Raw genomic sequence first — 20,931 nt, forward strand, 5'->3', positions numbered from 1 at the left:
AAAAATTAGATGCGTCGTTCTAAGATTATTCTTCAGGCAGGACCCACCTGATCGCTCCCGAGACCGTATCCGTCGTCTTCGCTCCGGTATTGTCAGTGGCCGGAGTGAAACGGGCGCGGCTCCGCATCAGGCGGCAGGTCGTGCTGTCGAGCGACGACGAGCCGCTGGAACCGGTGACTTCGCAATTGCTCACCCGGCCGTCAGGCCCAACGGTCAGGCGAAAACGCGTGGTGCCCTGCTCCTCGTTGCGGATCGCCGCAGCGGGATAGTCGTCATTAGAAACGTACGATGCCAGATTAGCGCGTGCCCGGGCCGGCTGAACCGTCTGCTTCGGCGGCGGCGGCGGTGGCGGAGCCGGGGGAGCCGGCGGCGCGGGCGGCGCCGTATAGGTAATTGGCGGCGTTGGCGGTGCGACGTTTACCGAAGTCACCGGCGGCGGCGGCGTATTCACGCGCACGATCGGCGGCGGCGAGACCACGGGCGGCGGCTGCACCTGCTGCGGCGTTTCCGGGGGCGGCGGCTCTTCCTCTGGAGGCGGCGGTTCCTCGGTCACGTCGAATGTCTTGAGGTCTTCAGTGACCTTCTTCACGACATTATAGGCAAGGCCTGTCACGAACGCGTAGCCGAGAAGAGCGTGCAGCAACGCCACGATCACGATCGCCGTGATGCGGCCTCTGCTCATTCCTTGATCAGCATATGCCATTAAACAGCCACACTCCCTCTCTCTATTTCAGCCGGGATCGGCGCGCTTACATAACGCGGCTGATCCGTTGCGGGTCCACGATGTACTATTATGACATGGACAAGGCGTGTGTCTCTATCGTGACGTTTTCGCCGACGCAATCCTTCAGTGAAGGTTCAGCCTTGCGGGTCTGAATGCAGCTAAAAGGCGTCATTGGGGACTAAGTTTTGGAAAATATGTTCTTAATCTTTCGGCGCAGCAGAATTTCGGTGCGCAGTGTCATTTTGGGATTCAGTGCTCTCGCGGCGACAACCGTCGTCTCCACGCCCAGCGAATCACAAGTTTCGGTGCCGTTTCCGGCGCTCACTTATGCCGATTTTGCCGACCTGACGCTGCCGTCGCCCGTCGTCGCGCACGTGCGGGTGACCCGCGTCGTAAGGTTGAAGCCGAAGCAGGCACCGAACGTGGCTCCTGGCAAAAGCCGGTTCTTCGTCGAGGCTGATGTTGTCTCGCTACTGAAGGGTGCTGGAGGCGTCCCGCCCGCTGTAACCTACCTGGTCGACCTTCCGAACGGGCCGGGCGGTAAGCCCATTAAGATCCAGAAAAAGTCGGAATTCCTTGTCTTCGCCTCCCCCGTTCCTGGTCGACCGGGCGAACTGCGGCTTTCAGCGCCCGATGCGCATCGCATCTGGAGTCCGGCCGAAGGCGAGCGCGTACGGCAGCTGATCCAGGAATCGGCTCGGCCCGACGCGCCGCCGCAAATAAGCGGCATAGGCCGGGGCTTCCACGTACCCGGCTCCTTACCCGGCGAAGGCGAGACGCAGATATTCCTGCAGGCAGCAGATGGACGGCCGATATCGCTCAACATCCTTCGGCGTCCGGGCGAACGTTCGCGCTGGGCGGTTGCTTTATCGGAGATCGTGGATGATGCCGCCGAACCGCCGGTCCGCGATACCCTCCTTTGGTACCGTCTCGCCTGCACGCTGCCGCCTAACCTGCCGCCGCAGAGTCTGGCAGATGCGGAAGCCGCTTATCATGTGATGATCAGGATGGATTATCAGGTCGTGATGCAGGGCCTCGGCCCCTGCGCCCGCACGCGCACCCGCTAGAAGGAGGCGAGGTCCACGCCTACGCCGGCGCAGTCCGGATAAATGTCGGGCTTGCGGCTCGAGACGCGAAGTGCGGTGACACCGCGCCGCGCAGCGACGAGGTCGTAGATTTCGCGAACGAACGTCTCCTGCAGGTTGAATCGTCGGCCGCCGGCGAGGCGGGCAATCTCCGTACGCAGGAAGTCGTAATTCCATGCCGCAGCCGCGTCGTCCTCGGCGGCGAAGGAGGCTTCGTCCACCCAAACCTCGACGGTGACGTAGAGGCGCTGCGGATTGCCGACCTCGAAATCGTGAAAGCCGATGTCGACGGGCAGGCAGAAGTCCTGAAGCACGATCTTGCGCGTCTTGGGTGCAAGCCTGTCCGGCACCAACCCATCCAGCTTGATGATGTTTTCGCTCATTTCGGCTCCAGAAATTGCACGTCGCGGGCGAGCCCGAGGAATCGCTGCCCGCCGTCGAGGATAATGGTCTCTCCCGTCAAGGTGGGCGTTGCGATGATGAAGCGAAGCGCGGCGACGATCTCCTCCACCCGCACACCGCGCTGAAGAGCGTTGAGCGCGTGAACGACATCGAAATTGTCGCGGCTCTGTGGGCCTGACACTAGAGTGACCGACGGGGCGATCCCGCAAACTCGAACGCCCCTAGCGGCGAAGGCGCGGGCGGTGAGTTCGGTCACGCCGGCTAGGCCCTGCTTCGACACGGTATAGGAAAAAAAGTCGGGATTTGGGTTCGTCAGCTTGGCGTCGAGAAGGTTGACAATGAGCCCGCCCTCGCCCGCTCTGGCCGCAAATGCCTGCGACAGCAGAGCCGGCGCGCGGAGGTTGATCGCCATATGCGCATCCCAGCGATCAACGCTGAAGTCCGCCGCGGAATCATATTCAAACCGCGAGGCATTGTTGACCAGCAACCGCGCGGGCGGGAGTCCGGCAAGGCCAGCGAAGATGCGGTCGGCGGCATCGGCGGACGCGAGGTCAGCCATGACCACGGCAGCATTGCCGAGTTCCGCCGCCAGCGCGCCGGCCTCCTCTACCGAGCAATTGCAGTGGATGAGGAGATGCCAGCCGTCTTCGCTGAGCGCGCGGCAGAGCGCGGCGCCGATCCGCTTCGCTCCCCCGGTGACGATGGCCGTCCGCGGCCCTTCGAACTCGCTGCCCATAGGCGGCGATGGTTAGGGGAGCGAGTCCGGCGCGGCAAGTTTTGCGCTCTTCGCCTCAATCGCCTAATCGGCACCCATGCCTTCGCCGGAGCCGCCTCAGGATCTTTCCAGCCTCTCGCTGGCGGACATCGCGCGAATGGCCGAAGAGAAGAAGCTGCCGCCGGTCGACAAGTGGAATCCGACCCATTGCGGCGACAGCGCGATGCGGATCGCGCGCGACGGCACTTGGTTTCACGAAGGCAGTCCGATCGGCCGGCCGGCGATGGTGCGGCTGTTCTCGACGATCCTGCGCCGCGAGCCTGACGGGCGCTTCGTCCTCGTCACGCCGATCGAGAAGCTCGACATCGAAGTCGAGGATGCGCCTTTCGTTGCGGTCGAGCTCAAGACGGAGGGCGAAGGAAAGGACCGGTCCCTCGCTTTCCGCCTCAACACCGGCGACATGGTGGTGGCGGGCGCGGCCAATGCGCTCCGCCTGGAGGAAGGCGAGGACGGCCCGCACCCATATTTGCAAGTGCGCAGCAGCCTGGACGCGCTGGTCGCTCGGCCTGTCTATTACGAGCTCGCCAATCTTGCCCTCGCAGAGGGGGCGGAGCCGCTCGGCCTTTGGAGCGGCGGCACGTTTTTCCGCTTGGACGCGGCATGAGCCTCGCGCAAATGCTGAAAGAGGCGCTTGAACGCGGTCATCGTTCGAGGCCCGAATTGCTCGCAGGCGACATCGGCGATCCGCTGATCGATGAGGATCAACCCGTCACGCCTGCAGCTGTACTGGTGCCGGTGGTGGACCGTGATGAGCCCACCGTCATACTGACGCTGCGCCCGGACACGCTTCGCCAGCATGCCGGGCAGATCGCCTTTCCAGGCGGCCGCATCGACCCCGGCGATGCCGGCCCCATTGGAGCGGCGCTCCGCGAGGCAGATGAGGAAATCGGGCTCTCACCCGGACATGTCGAGGTGGTAGGTCTCGCCGATCGCTACCGGACCGTCACCGGTTACGAAGTCACGCCAGTCCTCGGCGTGGTGCCGCCTGATCTCCCTTTGACGCCGCAGCCTGGTGAGGTGGCAGGTATTTTCGAGGCGCCGCTTCACTATCTGCTCCATCCGGAGCATCAGCTGGTCCGCACCGCCATGTGGCGAGGCCGCGAGCGGACCTATTATGAGATCATGTGGGGCGATAGGCGCATCTGGGGGGCAACGGCTGCGATGATCGTGAACTTAAGCCGCAGACTGGCGCTCACTGCATGAAGCTGGCGGAAGCATCGTGGCAGACGCAGCGCGGCATGGCGGAGCTTCTGCGCGCGCTTTCAGCCAACGATGGCGAGACACGCTATGTCGGCGGCTGCGTGCGCGACACCTTGCTCGGCCTGCCGGTGAGCGACATCGACCTTGCCACCCGGCTCCAGCCGGAAAACGTGATGAGCCGGCTGAAGAAGGCAGGCATCAAGGCAGTTCCGACCGGCATCGATCATGGCACCGTGACGGCGATGCTGCCCGAGGGGCATGTCGAGATCACCACCCTCCGCCGTGACGTTTCGACCGACGGGCGCCGGGCGACCATTGCTTATACCGACGACTGGAAAGAGGATGCGGCGCGGCGGGATTTCACGATCAATGCGCTGTCCGCCGATCCGCAGAGCCTGGAAGTCCACGACTATTTCGGTGGGGAGGAGGACCTGGAGGCGCGGCGCGTGCGGTTCATCGGCGATCCGCTGATCCGCATTGCCGAGGATCATCTGCGCATTCTCCGCTTCTTCCGCTTCCATGCCCGCTTCGGCGCGGGCGAGATGGACCGCGCCTCGCTTGAAGCCTGCACCGCGCGGGCTAATGATCTGATGGCGCTGTCTCGGGAGCGGATCGCCGACGAGATGCTTCGCCTGCTGCAACTTCCCGATCCGGCTCCCACCGTGTCCCTGATGATCGGCTGCGACATATTCCGCCCCGTCTTGCCTGAGATCCAAAACGCAGAGGCCCTTGCCGCCCTGGTCAAAGCGGAGGAGCAAGCAGGCATTGCAGGCGATCCGCTGCGGCGGCTTGCCGCCTTGCTGCCGGCCGATGCCGAACTGGCGGCATCGGTCGCAACCCGGCTGAGACTGTCCAACAAGGCAGTGAAAAGGATCGCCTCTGCGGCCGCGCGGTCGGCGGCCGATCCAGACGATCCTGAAGTCCTCGCCTACATGATTGGCGCCGAGGAAGCGGTCGACCGCCTGCTGCTTGGGGGCAGCGCGGAAGCCGCCGCTAGCCTCTCAGGCTGGAACCGGCCGCGCCTTTCGGTGGGCGGCGGCGACCTCATCGCCATGGGTCTGACGCCAGGCTCGATCGTGGCAAGGACGCTGCAGGCTGCGGAGAGGGAGTGGATCGCACGAGGTTTCCCTGCAGACGAGGAAGAACAGCGGGCCATCGCCCGCGCCCACGTCGATCAGGTCTTGCGCGACAGCCAGTAATCGAAGGCCGCGTCGGCATCGAGCGGCTCGGAGAAGAAGAAGCCCTGCCCGTTGGTGCAGCCCATGTCCGCCAGCGCGGTGGCGAGCTTGCCGCACTCGACGCCCTCGGCGGTCGTCACCATGCCGAGCGCTCCGGCCACGGAAAGCACCGCACGAACGATGGCGGTGGAATCGGCGTCGTCCAGCATGTCGGTGACGAAGCTGCTGTCGATCTTGAGGAGGTCGATCGGCAGGCGCTGGAGATAGGCGAGAGAGGTATAGCCGGTGCCGAAATCGTCCAGAGCAATGCGGACGCCGAGACGCTGCATCGCTTCCAGCACTTCGGTCGCGCGCTGCGGATCGTGGATGATGGCGCTTTCGGTCACTTCCAGCATCAGGCGGTGGCTTTCGATCTTCCGTTCTGCCAGTGCATCGGACACGAGCGCAGCCACGTCATCCCGCTGGATTTGAACCGCCGAAAGATTGACGCCCATATAGACGGGCAGCGGCTCACCATATTTCTCGTCCCAGCCGCGCATCGCATCAAGCGCCGCGCCAAGGGCCCAGCGGCCGAGCGGAACGATCAGGCCGGATTCCTCCGCCACCTCGATGAACTCGTAAGGCGCGATGACGCCTTCCTCTTCATGATCCCAGCGAGTCAGTGCTTCGAAACCGGTAATCTTTCCGGTCGCGAGTTCGACAAGCGGCTGGAAGGCGAGGCTCAGCTGCCCCGCCTCGATGGCCCGGCGAAGCTCCGTTTCGATGCTGAAGCGCCGCCGCACGACCTGCGCCTGCCCTGGTTCGTAAACTTGCACCTGCCCGAACAATTTGGCGCGCTTCAGCGCGAACTGCGCATTGCGAAGCAGCTCTTCCGCGGAATCCTTTTTATCTTGAGCGACGGCGCAGCCGATCGCGCAATCGACGCGGATCTCCATGTCGGAAAGGCGGAAAGGCGTGCCGAGCACGCCGGTGATCCGATCGGCAAAGGCGACCGCATCGCCGACGCCCTTGTCGAGCCGCAGCAGGATCGCGAATTCGTCACCGCCCGTCCGGGCAAGCACGTCCCCCGGCCGAAGCGCGGAGAAGAGACGGCGGGCGAAGGTGATGAGCAGTTCGTCGCCCGCGAGTGCGCCGACGCAGTGATTGACGCGGCTGAAGCGGGTCATGTCGACGGCAAGTACGGCGTGGCTGCCGGGCTTGAAGTTGCGGTCGCCAAGAATGGCTTCCACCCGCTCGTTGAAGGCGAGGCGGTTTGGTAGGCCGGTGAGGCTGTCCCGAAGCATTTCGGCCCTGAGACTGTTCTCGGTCTCGATCTGGACCGTCTTGTCGATGAGCGCGATCAGGCAGCGCTGCGGCGCATAAGGGGTCGGCCGTAGCTTCGACAGGCGGACTGTATAATAACGGCCGTTGATGCTGCGGCCGTCATGTCCCTCAAATTGGTACGCACGCTCACCGCGGTCGAGAAAGTCCTCTAGCGCCCTGCTTATGCCCGTTTCAGAAAAGAAGCCGATGCTGTCGACCCAAGGTTTGTCGCTGGCTGCCTTCCAACCGGCCGTATCTTCGAACACGGAATTGGCCAGGTCGACGTAGCTGCGTCCGTTTTCGTCCTGGCAAAGGATGGCTGCGGCGACGGGAAGTGCGTCGATATAGTCTTTGCGGGCGGTGTCGATGATGCCTTCGGAGATCGAAAAGAAGCGGGCGCCCGCTGGCATCACGGGCAGCGCCGAGCTTTCCTGCGCTTTGTTACGCCGCCGCGACGAGGCCACCTGCATGGCTGCCTGTTAAGCTTAAGCGGTTAATTATGCATTGAGGATTAGAAGCGGTTATCCCGGGGAAAACCCATCGGCGGCATCCGGCCGGCCGCGCCGCGCGCCGTGCGCCAAGCGGACAGATCGGGCTCGCTCCGGGTGCGGCCGCTTTCCCCGCCCATGCTCCAGCTGAGGCCGTCGGAGAAGGCGAAGGTGGTTGCATCGGACAGGCCGCCATCGCGGTAACGCTGCAGCGCAACGCCCTGGCCGCGGCCCATTTCGGGCAGCTCGGTAAGAGGGAACACAACCATCTTCCGGTTGTCACCGATCGAAGCGACATAATCGTCGCCGGCGCCGATCTGCCGCACCACCTTCAGCGTCGCGCCCGCGCGAAGGTTGACGATCTGCTTACCCTTCCGTGTCTCGGCGATGGCGCCCGCCGCGGACGTGACGAAGCCGCGTCCGTCCGACGAGGCGAGCAGCAGCTTCGCATTCTGAGCCGCCGGCATCAGGGCGACGATATTCCCCTCGCCCTCGAGGTCGACCATCAATCGCACCGGCTCGCCGAAGCCGCGTCCCCCCGGCAGCTTGTCCGCGCCGAGCGTATAGAAACGTCCATTTTGCGCCGCGAGCAGGATCTTGTCCGTCGTCTGCGCATGGAAGGCGAAGGCCGGGCCGTCGCCCTCCTTGAACTTCATCGCATCCGGATTGGCGAGGTCGACATGCCCCTTCATGGCCCGCACCCAGCCGCGCTGCGACATGATGACGGTGATAGGCTCCCGCTCAATCATTGCCTCGAGCGGGATCTCACGCGCCGGCCCAGCTTCCTCGATAAGCGTTCGGCGGCGGCCGAGCTCCGTATCGAGACCATAGCGGTCGCGGAGCGCAGCCAAATCCTTCTTCAGGCGCGTGCGCTGCCGCGCGGGAGAGTCGACCAGCTTCTGAAGCTCCTCCCGCTCCTTGATGAGCGCGTCCCGCTCCTTCTTGATCTGCATCTCTTCGAGCTTGCGCAAGCTCCGGAGACGCATGTTGAGGATGGCTTCGGCCTGCCTGTCGGTGAGCGCGAACTCCGCCATCATCACCGGCTTCGGCTCATCCTCCTCGCGGATGATCTGGATGACGCGGTCGAGGTTCAGATAGGCGACCAGATAGCCTTCGAGCAGCTCCACCCGGTCGTCGATCTTGCCAATGCGATGCTTCGACCGGTTGACCAGCACTTCGATCTGGAAGTCGACCCAAGCGGAGAGCGCTTCCTTGAGACTCATCACGCGCGGGGTGCGGTTGGCGTCCAGCACGTTGAGGTTGAGCGGTATCCGCACTTCGAGGTCGGTGAGGCGGAAAAGGCTGTCCATCAGCACCTGCGGCTCGACGGTGCGGCTGCGGGGTTCGAGCACGATGCGGATCTGCTCGTCGGACTCGTCCCGAATATCGGCGAGGATCGGCAGCTTCTTTTCGGAAATGAGCGCCGCGATCTGCTCGATCAGCTTCGCTTTCGGCACCTGGAACGGGATTTCCGTGACGACCGCAACCCACGTGCCTCGGCCCTGGTCCTCTGTCTCCCACTTGGCGCGGACGCGGAAGCCGCCGCGGCCGGTTGCATAGGCGCCGGCGATCGCCTCGGCGCTGTCGACGATCACGCCGCCGGTCGGGAAATCCGGACCGGAGACGAAGTCCATCAGAGCCGACGGCTCGGCGGCGTGATTGTCGATGAGGTGGCTAGCGGCGTCGATCAACTCGGCGACATTGTGCGGCGGGATCGACGTGGCCATGCCGACCGCGATGCCGCTGGCGCCGTTCGCGAGGAGATTGGGGAACAGGCCTGGAAAAACCTCAGGCTCTTCCTCTTCCCCGTTATAGGTGGGGCGGAACGCGACGGTGCCTTCGTCCAGACCCGCCATCAGCTCCACCGCCGTCGCGGTCAGCCGAGCCTCGGTGTAGCGGTAGGCCGCGGCATTATCACCGTCGACATTCCCGAAATTGCCCTGCCCGTCGACGAGCGGGTAGCGGAGCGAGAAGGTCTGCGCGAGACGGACCATCGCATCATAGACCGACTGGTCGCCGTGCGGGTGATATTTGCCGATCGTGTCGCCGACCACGCGCGCGCACTTCTTGTACGCCGACGCAGGATCGAGCCGCAACAGCCGCATTGCCCAGAGAAGGCGGCGATGGACCGGCTTCAGGCCATCCCGGACGTCGGGAAGCGACCGCGCCGTGATCGTGGAAAGCGCGTAGACGAGGTAACGCTGCGATAACGCATCGTCGAACGGCGCGTCGACGATCTGATCGAACTCATCGGACATCGTTTCGAATTAGCAGCCGCTCCCGCAACGGGCGACCCCTGCCTGAGCAGATATCCACAGCTATGGCTTGTATTCTCTACCTATGAGATATAGTAACAAGAAAGAAAAGAGGAGGATTGCCTGATGCGTAAGTCTCTTTCCCTTGCCGCCCTGCTTCTCGCCTCCGCCTGTGGCGGTGGCGAACCGCAGCAGACCCGAACCAGCGAAGATCTGCAGACATTCGACGTCGCCGAGGAGCCTCCTGCACCAATGGCACCTCCCCCACCGGCCCCCGTCGCACGCTCCGCCGCCGACGAGAGCGGACCGGCAATCGCGCCGACGGCCGCACCTGGCGTCGCATTCGACTATCGCTATGCCTTCCGCCTTCCCGCCGAGCGGGTCGCGGTGGTTCAGGAACAGCATGCTCAGGCCTGTGAAAAGCTGGGCCTCTCCCGCTGCCGCATCACCGGCATGCGCTACCGGCTGGTGAACGAGCGCGACATCGAGGCGATGCTCGCCTTCAAACTTGATCCGACCATCGCACGCCAGTTCGGCAAAGCTGGTGTCGAGACTGTGACACAGGCGGAAGGCATGCTGGTGGACAGCGAAATAAGCGGCGTCGATGCGGGCGCAGAGATCAAGCGCGCCAACCGCACGGACGCTCAGCTGAACGAGGATCTTCGGCGGATGGAGGAGCAATTGGCGCGGCCCGGCATCCGGTCCGACGAACGGGCTCGGCTCCAGTCCGAAGCGCAGCAGCTCCGCAACATGATCCGCGCCAATCAGGCCACCCGCGAAGATCAGGAGGAATCGCTCGCGACCACTCCGATGGTGTTCCAGTACGGATCGGGCGATCTCGTTCCGGGCTTCGACGCGCGCTCACCGATACGGAACGCGATCGAGCAGGCGGGGGACAATTTCGTGAGCGGCTTCGCGGCGATGCTCGTTATCCTCGCCACGTTGCTCCCCTGGGCGCTGCTTCTGCTTCTCGCAGCATGGCTTGTCCAGCGCTTCGGACGCCGCTTCGTTGCGAAGCGGGCGGAAACGGAGAGCTAGGCCGGCACTTCGGGTTCGGCAAACACCTCAGGCGGCGCGTCGTCGACGCACTGGCGGAGCTCGGCGAATAGCCATTCGCGGAAAGCCTTGATCTTGGGCTGGTTGCGCTTGTGCTCGGGATAGACGAGCCAATAGGAAAAGCCGTCGAGGCTGACGATGGGAAAGGGCTGAACGAGCCGCCCCGCCGCCAGATCGCCCTTCCAGAGGAGAGGCATAAGCATTGCAACGCCATGGCCCGCCATGGCGGCATTGCCCTCCATCTGCTGCGAGTCGAGCCATATGCCCGTGCCTTTGGGATCTTCGGCTTCCTCGACGCCTGCTTTCTCAAACCATCTCTTCCACCAATTGTCACCGGCGCTGAGCCGGGGCACCTTCAAAAGGTCGGCAGGAGCGCGGATCGCATGTCGTTCCAGAAACGCCGGGCTGCACATCGGCGCCGAGTGGAACTGGAAGAGGAAATGGGAGCGAAGTCCCGGCCAGTTGCCCCGCCCGCTCCTTATGCCCAGGTCGACATCTTCGGACGCAAAGTCGACGAGATGGTTCTGCGTCTTCAGCCGTACCGCCAGCTCTGGCCGCGCCACTTGAAAGCTTCCAAGGCGGAGCGCCATCCAGTTCGATGCGAAGGTTTGGGTCGTCGTGATGCTAAGGACGGCTTCATTTTCGTTAGTCACCGCTTCGAAGGCATCGGAGATCGTGTCGAAAGCGTCGGCCACGAGCGGGGCGGCTTTACGGCCCGCTTCAGTGAGCGTTACCCGCCGCTTTGAGCGATGAAAGAGCGGAACGCCAAGCCGTTCTTCCAACAAGCGAATTTGATAACTGACGGCCGCTTGAGTCATGCCAAGCTCGGCCGCAGCCTGAGTGAAATTCTCGTGACGCGCGGCGGCTTCGAAGACGCGGACGGCGGAAAGCGGCGGCACGTGACGCATGCTGCATATGATAAGGCCTGCTTATCACCTCTGTCGAGCCTTTAGTTGGCGGGAGAGCACCCTTCGCTCCTAAATCCGAGCTGCCCACCGGCACTTGCAACAGGAGGAAAACATGCGCGACGAAATGGACGCCCGTATATGGAACGAGCATCATCAGGCTTTCTCGCAGTCACTTTCGAACCTCGTGACGGCAGCCGTCGACACCATTCGCATGACGCTTCGCAAGCTTCACAAGATCGAATTCGGCGCACCATGGAAGCCGACCGAAAAGCAATGGTGAGATGCCGGCGGGCGACCTGAGAGCGCCCGCCGAAGCCGAAACTCAGCCGCCGCTTTGCCGCAGCGCTTTATGCGTCTATCGCGCAGCCGATGGTCCGTACCCTTGCCCTTGCCCTTGCTGCCGCGCTCGCGCTAGCCGCTTGTTCCGTGACGAGACCGCCGGAAACACCTGCTGAAAAACCCGCACGCCCCGATGGGCTTATGATCTGGCCGGACCTGCTGGAGCGTCCGCGCCCACAGCCCGATGTCGAGATACGCTATGGCGACAATCAAATGCAGGTCGTGGACCTGTGGCTGCCGCCGGGCAAAGGGCCGCACCCGACCGTGCTGATGGTCCACGGCGGCTGCTGGCAGACGGAGATTGCCGACCGCCGCATCATGAACTGGATTGCCGACGATCTGAGGAAACGCGGGTTTGCCGTCTGGAACATCGACTATCGCGGCGTCGATCGGGAGGGCGGCGGCTATCCCGGAACCTTCCTTGACGCCGCTGCCGCTACCGACGCGCTTCGGCAGCATGCGCCCAAATACAATCTCGACATCTCCCGCCTCGTCGCCACCGGCCATTCGGCGGGCGGGCATTTGGCGCTCTGGCTGGCGGGCCGGCACCGGCTGCCGGCGAACAGCCCGCTTCGATCCTTGAACCCGCTTCCGATCCATGCGGTCGTTAGCCTCGGCGGGCTCCAGGATCTGGAGGAGGCCGCGCGGCCGCCGGGAAGCGGCTGTGGGCTTGAGGTGATCGGCAAGCTTACCAACGGCCGATATGCCGACACGTCCGTGCCGCCGCTTGCCCCGCTCAAGATCGAGCAGGTGCTCGTCAACGGTCTTCAAGACCGCATCATCCCATCGTCTTATGCCGAAACCTACGCGAACAAGATGCGGGCCGCAGGCGACGAGGTGAGGGTCCGAATGGTCGACCGCACCGGCCATGTCGAGCTGATCGCGCCGGACAGCGTCGCCTGGGCCGCGGCCGCGGAAGAGATCGAACGGGCACTCGGCCGATGAGCCAGGTGCCGGAGCAGATCAGGGCCCTCGATGAAGCCGACCCGCTCGCCGCCTTCCGCGATCGCTTCGTGCTGCCGGACGGCGTCATCTATCTCGACGGCAATTCGCTTGGGGCGTTGCCGAAGAAGGCGATTTCTCGCGCGGGCGATACTGTGCTTCACGAATGGGGCAGCGCTCTCATCCGCAGCTGGAACGATCATGGCTGGATCGAAGCGCCGCAGCGGATCGGCCGCAAGATCGCGGCTTTGCTGGGCGCGAAGCCCAATGAAGTGATCGTCGCCGACAGCGTCACGATCAATCTCTACAAGCTGATCCTCGCGGCGGCGCCACTTCGGCCGGAGCGTAAGGAACTGCTCACCGAAGCCGGCAATTTCCACACCGACCTCCACATCGCGAGCGGCGCAGCGGAGCTCCTGAACATGCGCCTCCGCGTAGAGCAGCGCGAGAATGTGGAGCAGGCCATCGGCGACGACACCAACCTGCTCCTGCTGACCCATGTCCATTACAAGACTGGCGAGCGCTACGACATGGCGGCCGTCACCGCGCATGCAAGGGAAGCGGGAGCGATAACGCTTTGGGACCTCAGCCACAGCGTCGGCGCGGTGCCGCTTGCGCTAAACCGCGACGGTGCCGAATTGGCGGTCGGCTGCGGCTATAAATATCTGAACGGCGGCCCCGGCGCGCCTGCCTTCCTCTATGTCGCCGAGCATCTGCAGGACCGGCTGATGTCGCCCTTGCGCGGCTGGATGGGGCATGCCGCGCCCTTCGCATTCACTGACGATTATGTGCCGGCGCCCGGCATCGGCCGATTCCTTGCCGGAACACCGCCGATCCTCAGCATGGCGGCGTTGGAAGCCGGTGTGGAAGGCTTTTCAGGCGTCGACATGGACGTGGTCTGGACGAAATCGGTCGCTCTCTTTGATCTCTTCGCGAAGCTGGTTGAAGAGCGGTGCGCCGGCTACGGCCTCGAATGTATCAGTCCGCCCGCCCCGTCGAAGCGAGGCAGCCACATCTCGTACCGCCACCCGCAGGCCTTCGAAATCTGCCAGGCGCTTATCGCAGACGGCGTGATTGGCGATTTCCGTTCGCCGGACGTGGTCCGCTTCGGCCTGACCCCGCTCTATCTCTGCTACTCAAATATCTGGAATGCGGTCGAGCGGCTGCGCCACATCCTGGAGAGCGAGAGCTGGCGCGACCCTCGCTTCGCCGTGCGCGGCAAAGTCACCTGACCCTTCCGAATTGCCCCCGCCGCGCCTCTTCGCTATAGCGCCTGTCCGAAGCCCCGGCTCCGCACCACGTGCCGCCGGGGCGCTCTATTTTGACCGTCCCGGATGAGGGGAAGTGCGCATGTCCCGCCGCCGCCAGATTTACGAAGGCAAGGCCAAGATACTCTACGAGGGTCCGGAGCCCGGCACGCTCATCCAATATTTCAAGGATGATGCGACCGCCTTCAACGCGCAGAAGAAAGGCACGATCAGCGGCAAGGGCGTGCTCAACAACCGTATTTCCGAGCATGTATTCACCCTGCTCGGCGGCCTCGGCATCCCGACCCACTTCATCCGCCGGCTCAACATGCGTGAGCAGCTGATCCGTCAAGTCGAGATCGTCCCCATTGAGGTGGTGGTGCGCAACGTCGCTGCGGGTTCGCTGTCGAAGCGCCTCGGCATTGAGGAAGGCCAGCAGCTCCCCCGCACGATAATCGAATATTATTACAAGGACGATGCGCTCGGCGATCCGATGATCGCCGATGAGCATATCGCCTGCTTCGGCTGGGCAAGCCAGGAGGAGATGAACGACATCGCCGACATGGCAGTGCGCGTGAACGACTTCCTCTGCGGCCTGTTCGCCGGCATCGGCATCCGCTTGGTTGACTTCAAGCTGGAGTTCGGCCGGCTGTGGGAAAACGATTACAGCCGCATCATCCTTGCCGACGAGATCAGCCCCGACGGTTGCCGCCTGTGGGACATGACGACCAACGAGAAGCTCGACAAGGACCGCTTCCGCCGCGACCTGGGCGGCGAAGCCGAAGCCTATCAGGAAGTCGCGCGCCGGCTGGGCCTCCTGCCCGAAGGCGAGGCGAACAGCGTTCTCGACTTGGAGGAGCACCGGCAGAAGCGAGGTAAATAAGCACGCAGCCTGAAGCTCAGGGAGAAGCGGGATGCTAGGCATCGGGATCGGGCTCGTATTTGTCGCGGCTCTTCACCTGATCCCAGCGGCATTCACCCAAACTATTCCGACCACGTCGAGGGGTCGGCCGATCCGCCGTTCTGAAAAGCCCATCGAATTCTGGGGCACCTGCATTGTCATGGGAGCAGCCGCCTCGACGGGCGTAGGTATAATATTCGCCGCGCTCCTGAAGTAGCCGAAGTCAAAGAAAAGGCCCCGACCGCTGCCGGCGAGGCCTATCCTCTCCTGAAACTCTAAACGCTTACTTGGAAGCGGAAGGTCCACCGAGCGCGGTACGCGTCGCCGCGGCGGCGCGGGCCTGAACCGAAACCAGATAGTCGCTCGACTGCATGAAGGGGATCGGGTTCACGGCCTTGCCGTCGATCCGCACTTCATAGTGAAGGTGGCTGCCGGTCGAACGGCCGGTGGAGCCCATCAAAGCGATCTTGTCGCCGCGCTTCACGCGCTGGCCAGGAGCCACGAGCGAACGCGAAAGGTGGCCATAGCGGGTCTGAATGCCCTTGCCGTGATTCAGCTCGACGAGGTTGCCATAGCCTCCCGCCCATTCGGAGCGGCCGACGACGCCGTCGGCGGTGGCATAAATGGGGGTGCCGATCGGACCGGCAAGGTCGATGCCGCCGTGCATGGCGGCGCGGCCCTGGAACGGGTCCGAACGGACGCCGAAGCCGCTGGTGAAGTTCGCATTGGCCACCGGCTTCAGCGACGGAATGGCGATCGTGCCCTGTTCGAGCTGATCGAGCTTCTTCCAGCTGGAGAAGAGCGCCTTGAAATTGGGATCGGCAGCAGTCTTGAGCGGCTCGACAGCCTCGAACGGACCGCCAACGCTCTGAACGCGGCTCGGATCGATCCCGAGGCGGCGAAGTTCGGCGGAAGTCATTTCGTAACGCTGCTGCACCTGCGCCTTGATGGCCTGTACGTCAGCTTGCATCGCCTGCACTTGCTGCTGCATGCGTGCGACGTCGGCGGTCGGGGTAGGAGCCGGCGCTGCGGCAAGCTGCGCAGCGGCGAAAACGGACCAGCAGAAGGTGCCGGCGGCGGCCACGAAGGCGGAAACCTGCACGGGAACGCTCACGCGGACGCGGCGGAGCGATTTGCCGTCATGGAAGAAAATGTCGCGCGGCTTCAGAATCTTAGGGAACCCGCCACGCTTCACTTCGTTACTCAGAACAAAATCCGTCATACCAATCCCCGCTCGGCCTTTTCAGGTCGAGGTGGACGCACGTGGCGACCACCGAATGATTTAAAAGTGGACTGCTGTCCGCTTCTGTTCGTCGTCAGGAAGCTGCCCACCCCGTGACGTGTGAGTGCAGACTGTTAAACATCTCTTGCCACCGCAACCCCAGCGTAGAAATCGCGGGACAAACCGGCTTCATCGCGCGCCGAGTCGTTGAACGGGGGCTTCAGATCACCCCGGAAGTAGGTTTCTATTAACCATTTCCAGTGCGGAACAAGCGCCAAATTCTGTGATTCTCCAGTGCGTTTGAACCAGCTTGTGCCGACCGCCACGTGCCGAATTTCGTCGCGGTAAATGCGGCGAAGGATTGCGGCCGAACGCTTATCACCTGCCGCTTCGAACCGTTCAACGGTCGCCGGCGTCACATCCAGTCCGCGCGCCTCAAGCACCATCGGCACCACAGCCAGCCGAGCGAGCACGTCATGTGCTGTAGCCTCAGCGGCTTCCCAGAGCCCGTCATGGGCGGGCAGTGCGCCATAGGACGAGCCGAGCGCCTTCAGTCGTCGATCCAGAAGAGCAAAGTGAAGCGCCTCATCCGCGCCAACGCCGAACCAATCCTTGACGAACTGGCGCGGGAAATCGGCGCCGAACCGGCCTGCCATGTCGAAGGCGAGGTCAATCGCACCATATTCAATATGCGCTAGCGCGTGGAGCATCGCGACCCGTCCACGTTCCGATCCGCCGCGGCCGCGCCTCAGCATCCTGTTCGCGGGGAGCAACTCGGGCCTCTCAGGACGGCCGGGGCGCTCCGGCATCTCCACGTCGAAGCGATGGGCAAGCCGCCCCGCACGCCAAGCGCGAGCCGCCGCTCGCGCGGTCTTCACCTTGTCGTAGGGCTCAGCCGCCAGGAGCACGGCCCGGGCCGCTTCGGCAACGCTCGCAAATTGCTGCATGCCCATCTACAGGCCTGTGGAAGCGGCACAAGCCAGGGAGGCAACAGGATGTCCGACGTCGAGGTGAGTTCCAGCAATCATATCGTCGGCATTCGTCTCAACCGGCCGGACAAGAAGAATGCGATCACATCCGCCATGTATGCGTCGCTCGCCCGGGCGCTGGAGGCGGCGGCGGCGGACGACGGCACCCGCGTCGTGACGCTGACTGGCAGCGAGGATTGCTTCACCGCCGGCAACGACCTCAACGACTTCATGGCCAGCCCGACCGCGGACATGGACCAGCCGGTCTTCCACTTTCTCCGGGCGATCTCGACCTTCCCGAAGCCGATCGTCGCGGGCGTGGCCGGACCGGCGGTGGGCGTCGGAACGACCATGCTCTTTCACTGCGACCTGATCGTCGCTGCCCCCTCGGCCCATTTCTCCTTTGCATTCGTCGATCTCGGCGTGGTGCCCGAAGCGGGAAGCTCGCTCCTCGTCCCGCGCTTGATGGGGCCTCAGCTTGCCGCCAAGCACCTCCTCCTCTGCGAGCCCTTCGATGCCAAGACCGCCTATTCTTACGGCCTGGTCACCGAGATAGCCGACAATGTGGAAGCGCGGGTGCAGGACATCGCTCGTCGCCTTGCAGCCAAGCCGCCTGAAGCGGTGCGGCTGACGAAGCAGCTTCTTCGCCGGGAGGGCGGCACGGTTGCCGAGCGCATCGCCGAGGAAGGGGAGATCTTTGCGGAGCGGCTCCAGTCCGCTGAAGCGAGGGAAGCGTTCACCGCCTTCTTCGAAAGGCGGCCGCCGAACTTCGGTTAGGCGAGCTCCCGCGCCGCCGCCAGCACCTGCTGGGCATGGCCAGGCACTTTCACCTTCCGCCATACCCGCTTTACGACGCCGTCGCGGTCGACCAGGAAGGTTGCGCGGTCGATGCCCATATATTTGCGGCCGTAGAGGCTCTTCTCGCCCCAGACGCCGAATGCTCCGCAGACTGAGCCATCCGTGTCGGTCGCAAGCGGCACCTTGAGATCATATTTCTCGGTGAACTTGGCGTGCTTCTTCGCATCGTCCTTGGACACGCCGATGATCCAGGTGCCTTCCTTCTCAAACTCCTTCACGAGGGCGCTGAAATCCTGCGCTTCGCGCGTGCAGCCGGACGTGTCGTCCTTCGGATAGAAATAAATGACAAGCTTCTGGCCGCTGAAGTCCTTGGGGCTGATCTTCCGGCCGTCCATCGCCTCCAGCGTTACGTCCGGCACCTTGTCGCCTTCACTCAGCATTCTCTTCTCCCTTCACCGCGCGCCAGAGCCCGGAAATCCTCTGCCGCGCTTCCCGCTGCGCCGCAAGCAGCGCATCCCAGCTTCCCTGTCCGCAGACTCTAGCAACCAGCGCCTGCGAAGCTTCGGGCGGAATCGCGCTGTCCGGCGACACGAGACGGAGCGTGACGAGAATGCGGGCGAGGAGGAAATGTGCCTCCTCGACCCCCGGGGGCACGAGCTTCACCGCGATGAGTTGCTCGATGGCCCGCTCAAGGCGTGGGTGGAAGGCGATCCGGTGCTTCAGCTGAAGCGTATGCACGGCGAATTCGAGGTCGACGAGGCCCCCTTCGCCGAGCTTGACGTCGAGCGGGCCCTGCGGCGGTTTATGCTGCGCCATTTCGGTTCGCATCTTCGCCGCGTCCGCTAGCAGCTTCTGCGCATCGCGCTCGGCATTGAGGACGGTGTCGATCGTTTGTTGGAGAGCTTCCTGCCCTTCCCCGGAGCCGTAAACAGGGCGCGCCCGCGTCAGGGCCATATGTTCCCAGGTCCAGGCCTGCTTGGCCTGATATTCGGCAAAGCTGTCGAGGGAGACGGCAAGCAGCCCGTCGGCACCCGATGGCCGCAGGCGGGTATCTACCTCGTAAAGCGGGCCGGCCGCGGTCTGCACATTGAGCGCGGCCGTCACCCGCTGGGCGAGACGGTTGAAATATTCGGTGGCGCCGAGCGGCTTTGGGCCGTCCGATACCGCTTCGAAGCTGCCGGTGAAGAGGTAAATGAGATCGAGATCGGAGGCCTGGGTAAGGCCCTCCCCACCGAGCCGTCCGAGCGCTAGGATCAGCAGCTCGGAGCCCGGGACGCGCCCATGCTTCTCCTCGAACTCGACGACTGCGGCATCCGCCAGCATGCGGACCGCCGCTTCCGCCACCCGCGCATAGCCGCCCGCCACCTCGATCGGATCGGCGGCGCCGGTGATGAGCTGGACGCCGAGCGCGAAGCGGCGCTCGTTCACCAGCCGCCGGACCCGGTCGAGGAGGAGCTGGTAATCCTCACCGCCTCGCTCCGCACGCCGGAACTCCTTAATCAGCGCCTCCACCGGCGGGGGCGGTTCGAAGGCAGTCTTGCTGATGAGGCCGTCCAAAAGCTCCGGCCGCCGCCCAAGCTGGTCGGCGAGTGCGGGCGCATGGCTGAGGATCGCAGCAAGAACCTGCTGCAGCTCCGGCTGCGCTTCCAGCAACCGGAAAAAGTTGATGCCGCTCGGAAGCCTCGCAACGATATCGTCGAAGCGATTGAGCGCCCGCGCCGGATCCGGCGCAGCGGCAAGGGTGCGGATAAGCCCTGGCAGCATCGCCTCGAAGGCGTCGCGGGCTGCTTGCGTCCGGAGCGAACGCGCCTTTCCGCTCCGCCAGCTTTCGATCCGCATCCGCGCTGCGGCAGGATCGGGCATTCCAGCGCGAAGGAGCGCCTCCTCCAGTGCTCCGATGCCTTGCGGCAGGCGCTCCTCCGCCTCGCCGCGGAGGGTATCGTAAATGCCAGCGACGCGCGTGACCGGCTCCCGAAGGAGGGCGAGAAGCGCATCACCTGAACCAAGACCGTGGAGGTGGGCCACATTGTCGAGCGCCTCATTATCCTCTGGCAGGCTGTGGGTCTGGCGGTCGTCAACCATTTGGAGCCGGTGCTCGATGGTTCGAAAGAGCTGATAGGCGTCGGAAAGGGCCTCCGCCTCATCTGGCGTGATCTTCCCCGCGTCTCGAAGCGCCCGCAGCGCGTCCAACGTTGCCGGTGCGCGGAGGGCCGGTTCGCGACCACCGTGGATGAGTTGCTGGACCTGAGCGAAGAATTCGATCTCGCGGATGCCGCCGCGCCCACGCTTCAAGTCAAAGCCGGGACCGAAGGCCTGCCCCTGCGCGTAATGGTCGCGGATGCGGCCGGTGATCGACATCACCTCTCCGATCGCACCAAAGTCGAGCGAGCGCCGCCACACGAAGGGGTGGATCGCGTCGAGGAAATAAGCCGATAGCGCCATGTCTCCGGCAACGGCGCGCGCTCGGATGAAGGCCGCCCGCTCCCAGGGCAACGCGCTCGTTTCGTAATAGGATATGGCGGCGTTCACCGGCAGCGCGACGGGCGTCACCTCCGGCGTCGGCCTGAGACGCATGTCAACGCGGAAGACATACCCCTCCGCGTCTCGCTTCTGCAGCGTTTCGATCAGGCGCTGACCGATTCTGACGGCCGCCTGAGCTGCGTCCTCGCGCGGCTTCAGCGGCAGGGTCTCGGGATCGAAGAGGAAGAGTAGATCGACATCCGAGGAGTAATTGAGTTCGCGGCTGCCATGCTTACCGAGCGCCAGCACCGCGAAACCGAGTGGCTCAGCATCCGGCGTCCGCTGCGCGAAGGTATCCTGGAGCGCCCGCTCCACCGCGTCGTCGGCAAAGTCGGAGAGGGTTCCGATCACCTGCTCGAGCGGCATCGCACCGGCAAGATCGGCCACGCCGAGCGCTAACGCGAGCGCGCTCCGCTCTCGCCGAAGCGCGGCGGCAACAGTTTGGGCTTCCGCTCCGGCGGCACGCGCTCGCGTCATTGCTTGATCGAAGCGGCCCTTGCCTAAGGCGCTGGTGACGTTCGGGAATCTTTTCAACTGTAGCTTGAGGAAGGGCGAAAAGACGGCGGCGCGCGTAAGCGCGTCGTTAACCATGTTTTCACCCTGTGTCGCTTCCATACCACA

20 protein-coding genes are annotated in these 20,931 nt (G+C 64.0%); 10 read left to right on the forward strand and 10 right to left on the reverse strand.

Features of this window, described 5'->3' with window-relative positions:
* Positions 1-25: 25 nt before the first annotated feature.
* Positions 26-703, reverse strand: a complete 678-nt coding sequence (locus VGD10_RS07750) for an energy transducer TonB (protein ID WP_331040237.1) — start codon at positions 701-703, stop codon at positions 26-28.
* Between the two features lie 326 nt (positions 704-1,029).
* On the opposite strand from VGD10_RS07750, the gene VGD10_RS07755 reads away from it, so the two are divergent.
* Positions 1,030-1,791, forward strand: coding sequence for a hypothetical protein (locus VGD10_RS07755; RefSeq protein WP_331040238.1), 762 nt, complete (start codon positions 1,030-1,032; stop codon positions 1,789-1,791).
* Here VGD10_RS07755 and VGD10_RS07760 read toward each other — a convergent pair.
* Together VGD10_RS07760 and VGD10_RS07765 are read right to left on the reverse strand one after the other, a co-directional pair.
* Complete coding sequence (locus VGD10_RS07760; RefSeq protein ID WP_331040239.1) at positions 1,788-2,192, reverse strand: dihydroneopterin aldolase; 405 nt, start codon at positions 2,190-2,192, stop codon at positions 1,788-1,790. The two genes, VGD10_RS07755 and VGD10_RS07760, sit on opposite strands and share 4 nt — an antisense overlap.
* Entirely contained in the window at positions 2,189-2,947 is a 759-nt protein-coding gene (locus tag VGD10_RS07765; protein WP_331040240.1) for an SDR family NAD(P)-dependent oxidoreductase, read from the reverse strand. Before VGD10_RS07765 ends, VGD10_RS07760 begins: the two co-directional genes overlap by 4 nt.
* A gap of 76 nt (positions 2,948-3,023) precedes the next feature.
* Between VGD10_RS07765 and VGD10_RS07770 the strand changes: the two genes are divergently transcribed.
* From VGD10_RS07770 to VGD10_RS07780, 3 genes are read left to right on the forward strand one after another with little or no spacing between them, the layout of a single operon-like run.
* A complete protein-coding gene (locus VGD10_RS07770) occupies positions 3,024-3,590 on the forward strand; it encodes a DUF1285 domain-containing protein (protein ID WP_331040241.1) in 567 nt (188 codons plus the stop codon).
* The gene (locus VGD10_RS07775; RefSeq protein ID WP_331040242.1) at positions 3,587-4,189 is read left to right on the forward strand and encodes a CoA pyrophosphatase; all 603 of its coding nucleotides are present in this window, start codon (positions 3,587-3,589) and stop codon (positions 4,187-4,189) included. The genes VGD10_RS07770 and VGD10_RS07775 overlap by 4 nt, the downstream gene beginning before the upstream one ends.
* Positions 4,186-5,385, forward strand: a complete 1,200-nt coding sequence (locus tag VGD10_RS07780) for a CCA tRNA nucleotidyltransferase (protein WP_331040243.1) — start codon at positions 4,186-4,188, stop codon at positions 5,383-5,385. The genes VGD10_RS07775 and VGD10_RS07780 overlap by 4 nt, the downstream gene beginning before the upstream one ends.
* Here the strand turns inward: VGD10_RS07780 and VGD10_RS07785 are convergent.
* Together VGD10_RS07785 and parC are read right to left on the reverse strand one after the other, a co-directional pair.
* Positions 5,361-7,136 (reverse strand): putative bifunctional diguanylate cyclase/phosphodiesterase, encoded by a 1,776-nt coding sequence (locus VGD10_RS07785; RefSeq protein WP_331040244.1) that lies wholly within the window; start codon positions 7,134-7,136, stop codon positions 5,361-5,363. The two genes, VGD10_RS07780 and VGD10_RS07785, sit on opposite strands and share 25 nt — an antisense overlap.
* 41 nt (positions 7,137-7,177) lie before the next feature.
* Positions 7,178-9,412: a DNA topoisomerase IV subunit A gene (parC, locus tag VGD10_RS07790; RefSeq protein WP_331040245.1), complete on the reverse strand. Its 2,235-nt coding sequence runs from the start codon at positions 9,410-9,412 to the stop codon at positions 7,178-7,180.
* Between the two features lie 123 nt (positions 9,413-9,535).
* Here parC and VGD10_RS07795 point away from each other — a divergent pair, with 123 nt between their 5' ends.
* Positions 9,536-10,447 carry a hypothetical protein gene (locus tag VGD10_RS07795; RefSeq protein ID WP_331040246.1) on the forward strand — a complete coding sequence of 304 codons (912 nt, stop codon included), beginning with the start codon at positions 9,536-9,538 and terminating at the stop codon, positions 10,445-10,447.
* Here the strand turns inward: VGD10_RS07795 and gcvA are convergent.
* Positions 10,444-11,373: a transcriptional regulator GcvA gene (gcvA, locus tag VGD10_RS07800; RefSeq protein ID WP_331040247.1), complete on the reverse strand. Its 930-nt coding sequence runs from the start codon at positions 11,371-11,373 to the stop codon at positions 10,444-10,446. The genes VGD10_RS07795 and gcvA overlap by 4 nt on opposite strands.
* A gap of 112 nt (positions 11,374-11,485) precedes the next feature.
* Here gcvA and VGD10_RS07805 point away from each other — a divergent pair, with 112 nt between their 5' ends.
* From VGD10_RS07805 to purC, 4 genes are all read left to right on the forward strand, one after another.
* Positions 11,486-11,653, forward strand: coding sequence for a hypothetical protein (locus VGD10_RS07805; RefSeq protein ID WP_331040248.1), 168 nt, complete (start codon positions 11,486-11,488; stop codon positions 11,651-11,653).
* A gap of 200 nt (positions 11,654-11,853) precedes the next feature.
* Positions 11,854-12,657 (forward strand): alpha/beta hydrolase, encoded by an 804-nt coding sequence (locus VGD10_RS07810; protein ID WP_331040249.1) that lies wholly within the window; start codon positions 11,854-11,856, stop codon positions 12,655-12,657.
* On the forward strand, positions 12,654-13,886 hold the full coding sequence (kynU, locus tag VGD10_RS07815; protein WP_331040250.1) for a kynureninase: 1,233 nt from the start codon (positions 12,654-12,656) through the stop codon (positions 13,884-13,886). The genes VGD10_RS07810 and kynU overlap by 4 nt, the downstream gene beginning before the upstream one ends.
* Before the next feature lie 118 nt (positions 13,887-14,004).
* Positions 14,005-14,784: a phosphoribosylaminoimidazolesuccinocarboxamide synthase gene (purC, locus tag VGD10_RS07820; protein ID WP_331040251.1), complete on the forward strand. Its 780-nt coding sequence runs from the start codon at positions 14,005-14,007 to the stop codon at positions 14,782-14,784.
* Positions 14,785-15,085: 301 nt separating this feature from the next.
* On the opposite strand, the gene VGD10_RS07825 is transcribed toward purC, so the two are convergent.
* Positions 15,086-16,024: a M23 family metallopeptidase gene (locus VGD10_RS07825; protein WP_331040252.1), complete on the reverse strand. Its 939-nt coding sequence runs from the start codon at positions 16,022-16,024 to the stop codon at positions 15,086-15,088.
* 134 nt (positions 16,025-16,158) lie between these two features.
* Complete coding sequence (locus tag VGD10_RS07830; RefSeq protein WP_331040253.1) at positions 16,159-16,971, reverse strand: ferritin-like domain-containing protein; 813 nt, start codon at positions 16,969-16,971, stop codon at positions 16,159-16,161.
* A gap of 48 nt (positions 16,972-17,019) precedes the next feature.
* Between VGD10_RS07830 and VGD10_RS07835 the strand changes: the two genes are divergently transcribed.
* Positions 17,020-17,769 carry an enoyl-CoA hydratase gene (locus VGD10_RS07835; protein ID WP_331040254.1) on the forward strand — a complete coding sequence of 250 codons (750 nt, stop codon included), beginning with the start codon at positions 17,020-17,022 and terminating at the stop codon, positions 17,767-17,769.
* Here VGD10_RS07835 and bcp read toward each other — a convergent pair.
* Positions 17,766-18,230, reverse strand: coding sequence for a thioredoxin-dependent thiol peroxidase (gene bcp / locus VGD10_RS07840; protein ID WP_331040255.1), 465 nt, complete (start codon positions 18,228-18,230; stop codon positions 17,766-17,768). The two genes, VGD10_RS07835 and bcp, sit on opposite strands and share 4 nt — an antisense overlap.
* Positions 18,220-20,925: a bifunctional [glutamine synthetase] adenylyltransferase/[glutamine synthetase]-adenylyl-L-tyrosine phosphorylase gene (locus VGD10_RS07845; RefSeq protein ID WP_331040256.1), complete on the reverse strand. Its 2,706-nt coding sequence runs from the start codon at positions 20,923-20,925 to the stop codon at positions 18,220-18,222. Before VGD10_RS07845 ends, bcp begins: the two co-directional genes overlap by 11 nt.
* Between the last annotated feature and the right edge of the window lie 6 nt (positions 20,926-20,931).

Source organism: Allosphingosinicella sp., from assembly GCF_036402135.1.
Classification (GTDB): Bacteria; Pseudomonadota; Alphaproteobacteria; order Sphingomonadales; family Sphingomonadaceae; genus Allosphingosinicella.

What these genes read in the sequence shown, in the direction of transcription:
- VGD10_RS07805 (WP_331040248.1), top strand. Translation starts at nt 11,486, where the DNA reads ATGCGCGACGAAATGGACGCCCGTATATGGAACGAGCATCATCAGGCT.
- VGD10_RS07810 (WP_331040249.1), top strand. Translation starts at nt 11,854, where the DNA reads ATGATCTGGCCGGACCTGCTGGAGCGTCCGCGCCCACAGCCCGATGTC.
- VGD10_RS07780 (WP_331040243.1), top strand. Translation starts at nt 4,186, where the DNA reads ATGAAGCTGGCGGAAGCATCGTGGCAGACGCAGCGCGGCATGGCGGAG.
- kynU (WP_331040250.1), top strand. Translation starts at nt 12,654, where the DNA reads ATGAGCCAGGTGCCGGAGCAGATCAGGGCCCTCGATGAAGCCGACCCG.
- VGD10_RS07770 (WP_331040241.1), top strand. Translation starts at nt 3,024, where the DNA reads ATGCCTTCGCCGGAGCCGCCTCAGGATCTTTCCAGCCTCTCGCTGGCG.
- bcp (WP_331040255.1), bottom strand. Translation starts at nt 18,230, where the DNA reads ATGCTGAGTGAAGGCGACAAGGTGCCGGACGTAACGCTGGAGGCGATG.
- VGD10_RS07825 (WP_331040252.1), bottom strand. Translation starts at nt 16,024, where the DNA reads ATGACGGATTTTGTTCTGAGTAACGAAGTGAAGCGTGGCGGGTTCCCT.
- VGD10_RS07760 (WP_331040239.1), bottom strand. Translation starts at nt 2,192, where the DNA reads ATGAGCGAAAACATCATCAAGCTGGATGGGTTGGTGCCGGACAGGCTT.
- VGD10_RS07845 (WP_331040256.1), bottom strand. Translation starts at nt 20,925, where the DNA reads ATGGAAGCGACACAGGGTGAAAACATGGTTAACGACGCGCTTACGCGC.
- gcvA (WP_331040247.1), bottom strand. Translation starts at nt 11,373, where the DNA reads ATGCGTCACGTGCCGCCGCTTTCCGCCGTCCGCGTCTTCGAAGCCGCC.
- VGD10_RS07785 (WP_331040244.1), bottom strand. Translation starts at nt 7,136, where the DNA reads ATGCAGGTGGCCTCGTCGCGGCGGCGTAACAAAGCGCAGGAAAGCTCG.
- VGD10_RS07795 (WP_331040246.1), top strand. Translation starts at nt 9,536, where the DNA reads ATGCGTAAGTCTCTTTCCCTTGCCGCCCTGCTTCTCGCCTCCGCCTGT.
- parC (WP_331040245.1), bottom strand. Translation starts at nt 9,412, where the DNA reads ATGTCCGATGAGTTCGATCAGATCGTCGACGCGCCGTTCGACGATGCG.
- VGD10_RS07750 (WP_331040237.1), bottom strand. Translation starts at nt 703, where the DNA reads ATGGCATATGCTGATCAAGGAATGAGCAGAGGCCGCATCACGGCGATC.
- VGD10_RS07765 (WP_331040240.1), bottom strand. Translation starts at nt 2,947, where the DNA reads ATGGGCAGCGAGTTCGAAGGGCCGCGGACGGCCATCGTCACCGGGGGA.
- purC (WP_331040251.1), top strand. Translation starts at nt 14,005, where the DNA reads ATGTCCCGCCGCCGCCAGATTTACGAAGGCAAGGCCAAGATACTCTAC.
- VGD10_RS07835 (WP_331040254.1), top strand. Translation starts at nt 17,020, where the DNA reads ATGTCCGACGTCGAGGTGAGTTCCAGCAATCATATCGTCGGCATTCGT.
- VGD10_RS07830 (WP_331040253.1), bottom strand. Translation starts at nt 16,971, where the DNA reads ATGCAGCAATTTGCGAGCGTTGCCGAAGCGGCCCGGGCCGTGCTCCTG.
- VGD10_RS07775 (WP_331040242.1), top strand. Translation starts at nt 3,587, where the DNA reads ATGAGCCTCGCGCAAATGCTGAAAGAGGCGCTTGAACGCGGTCATCGT.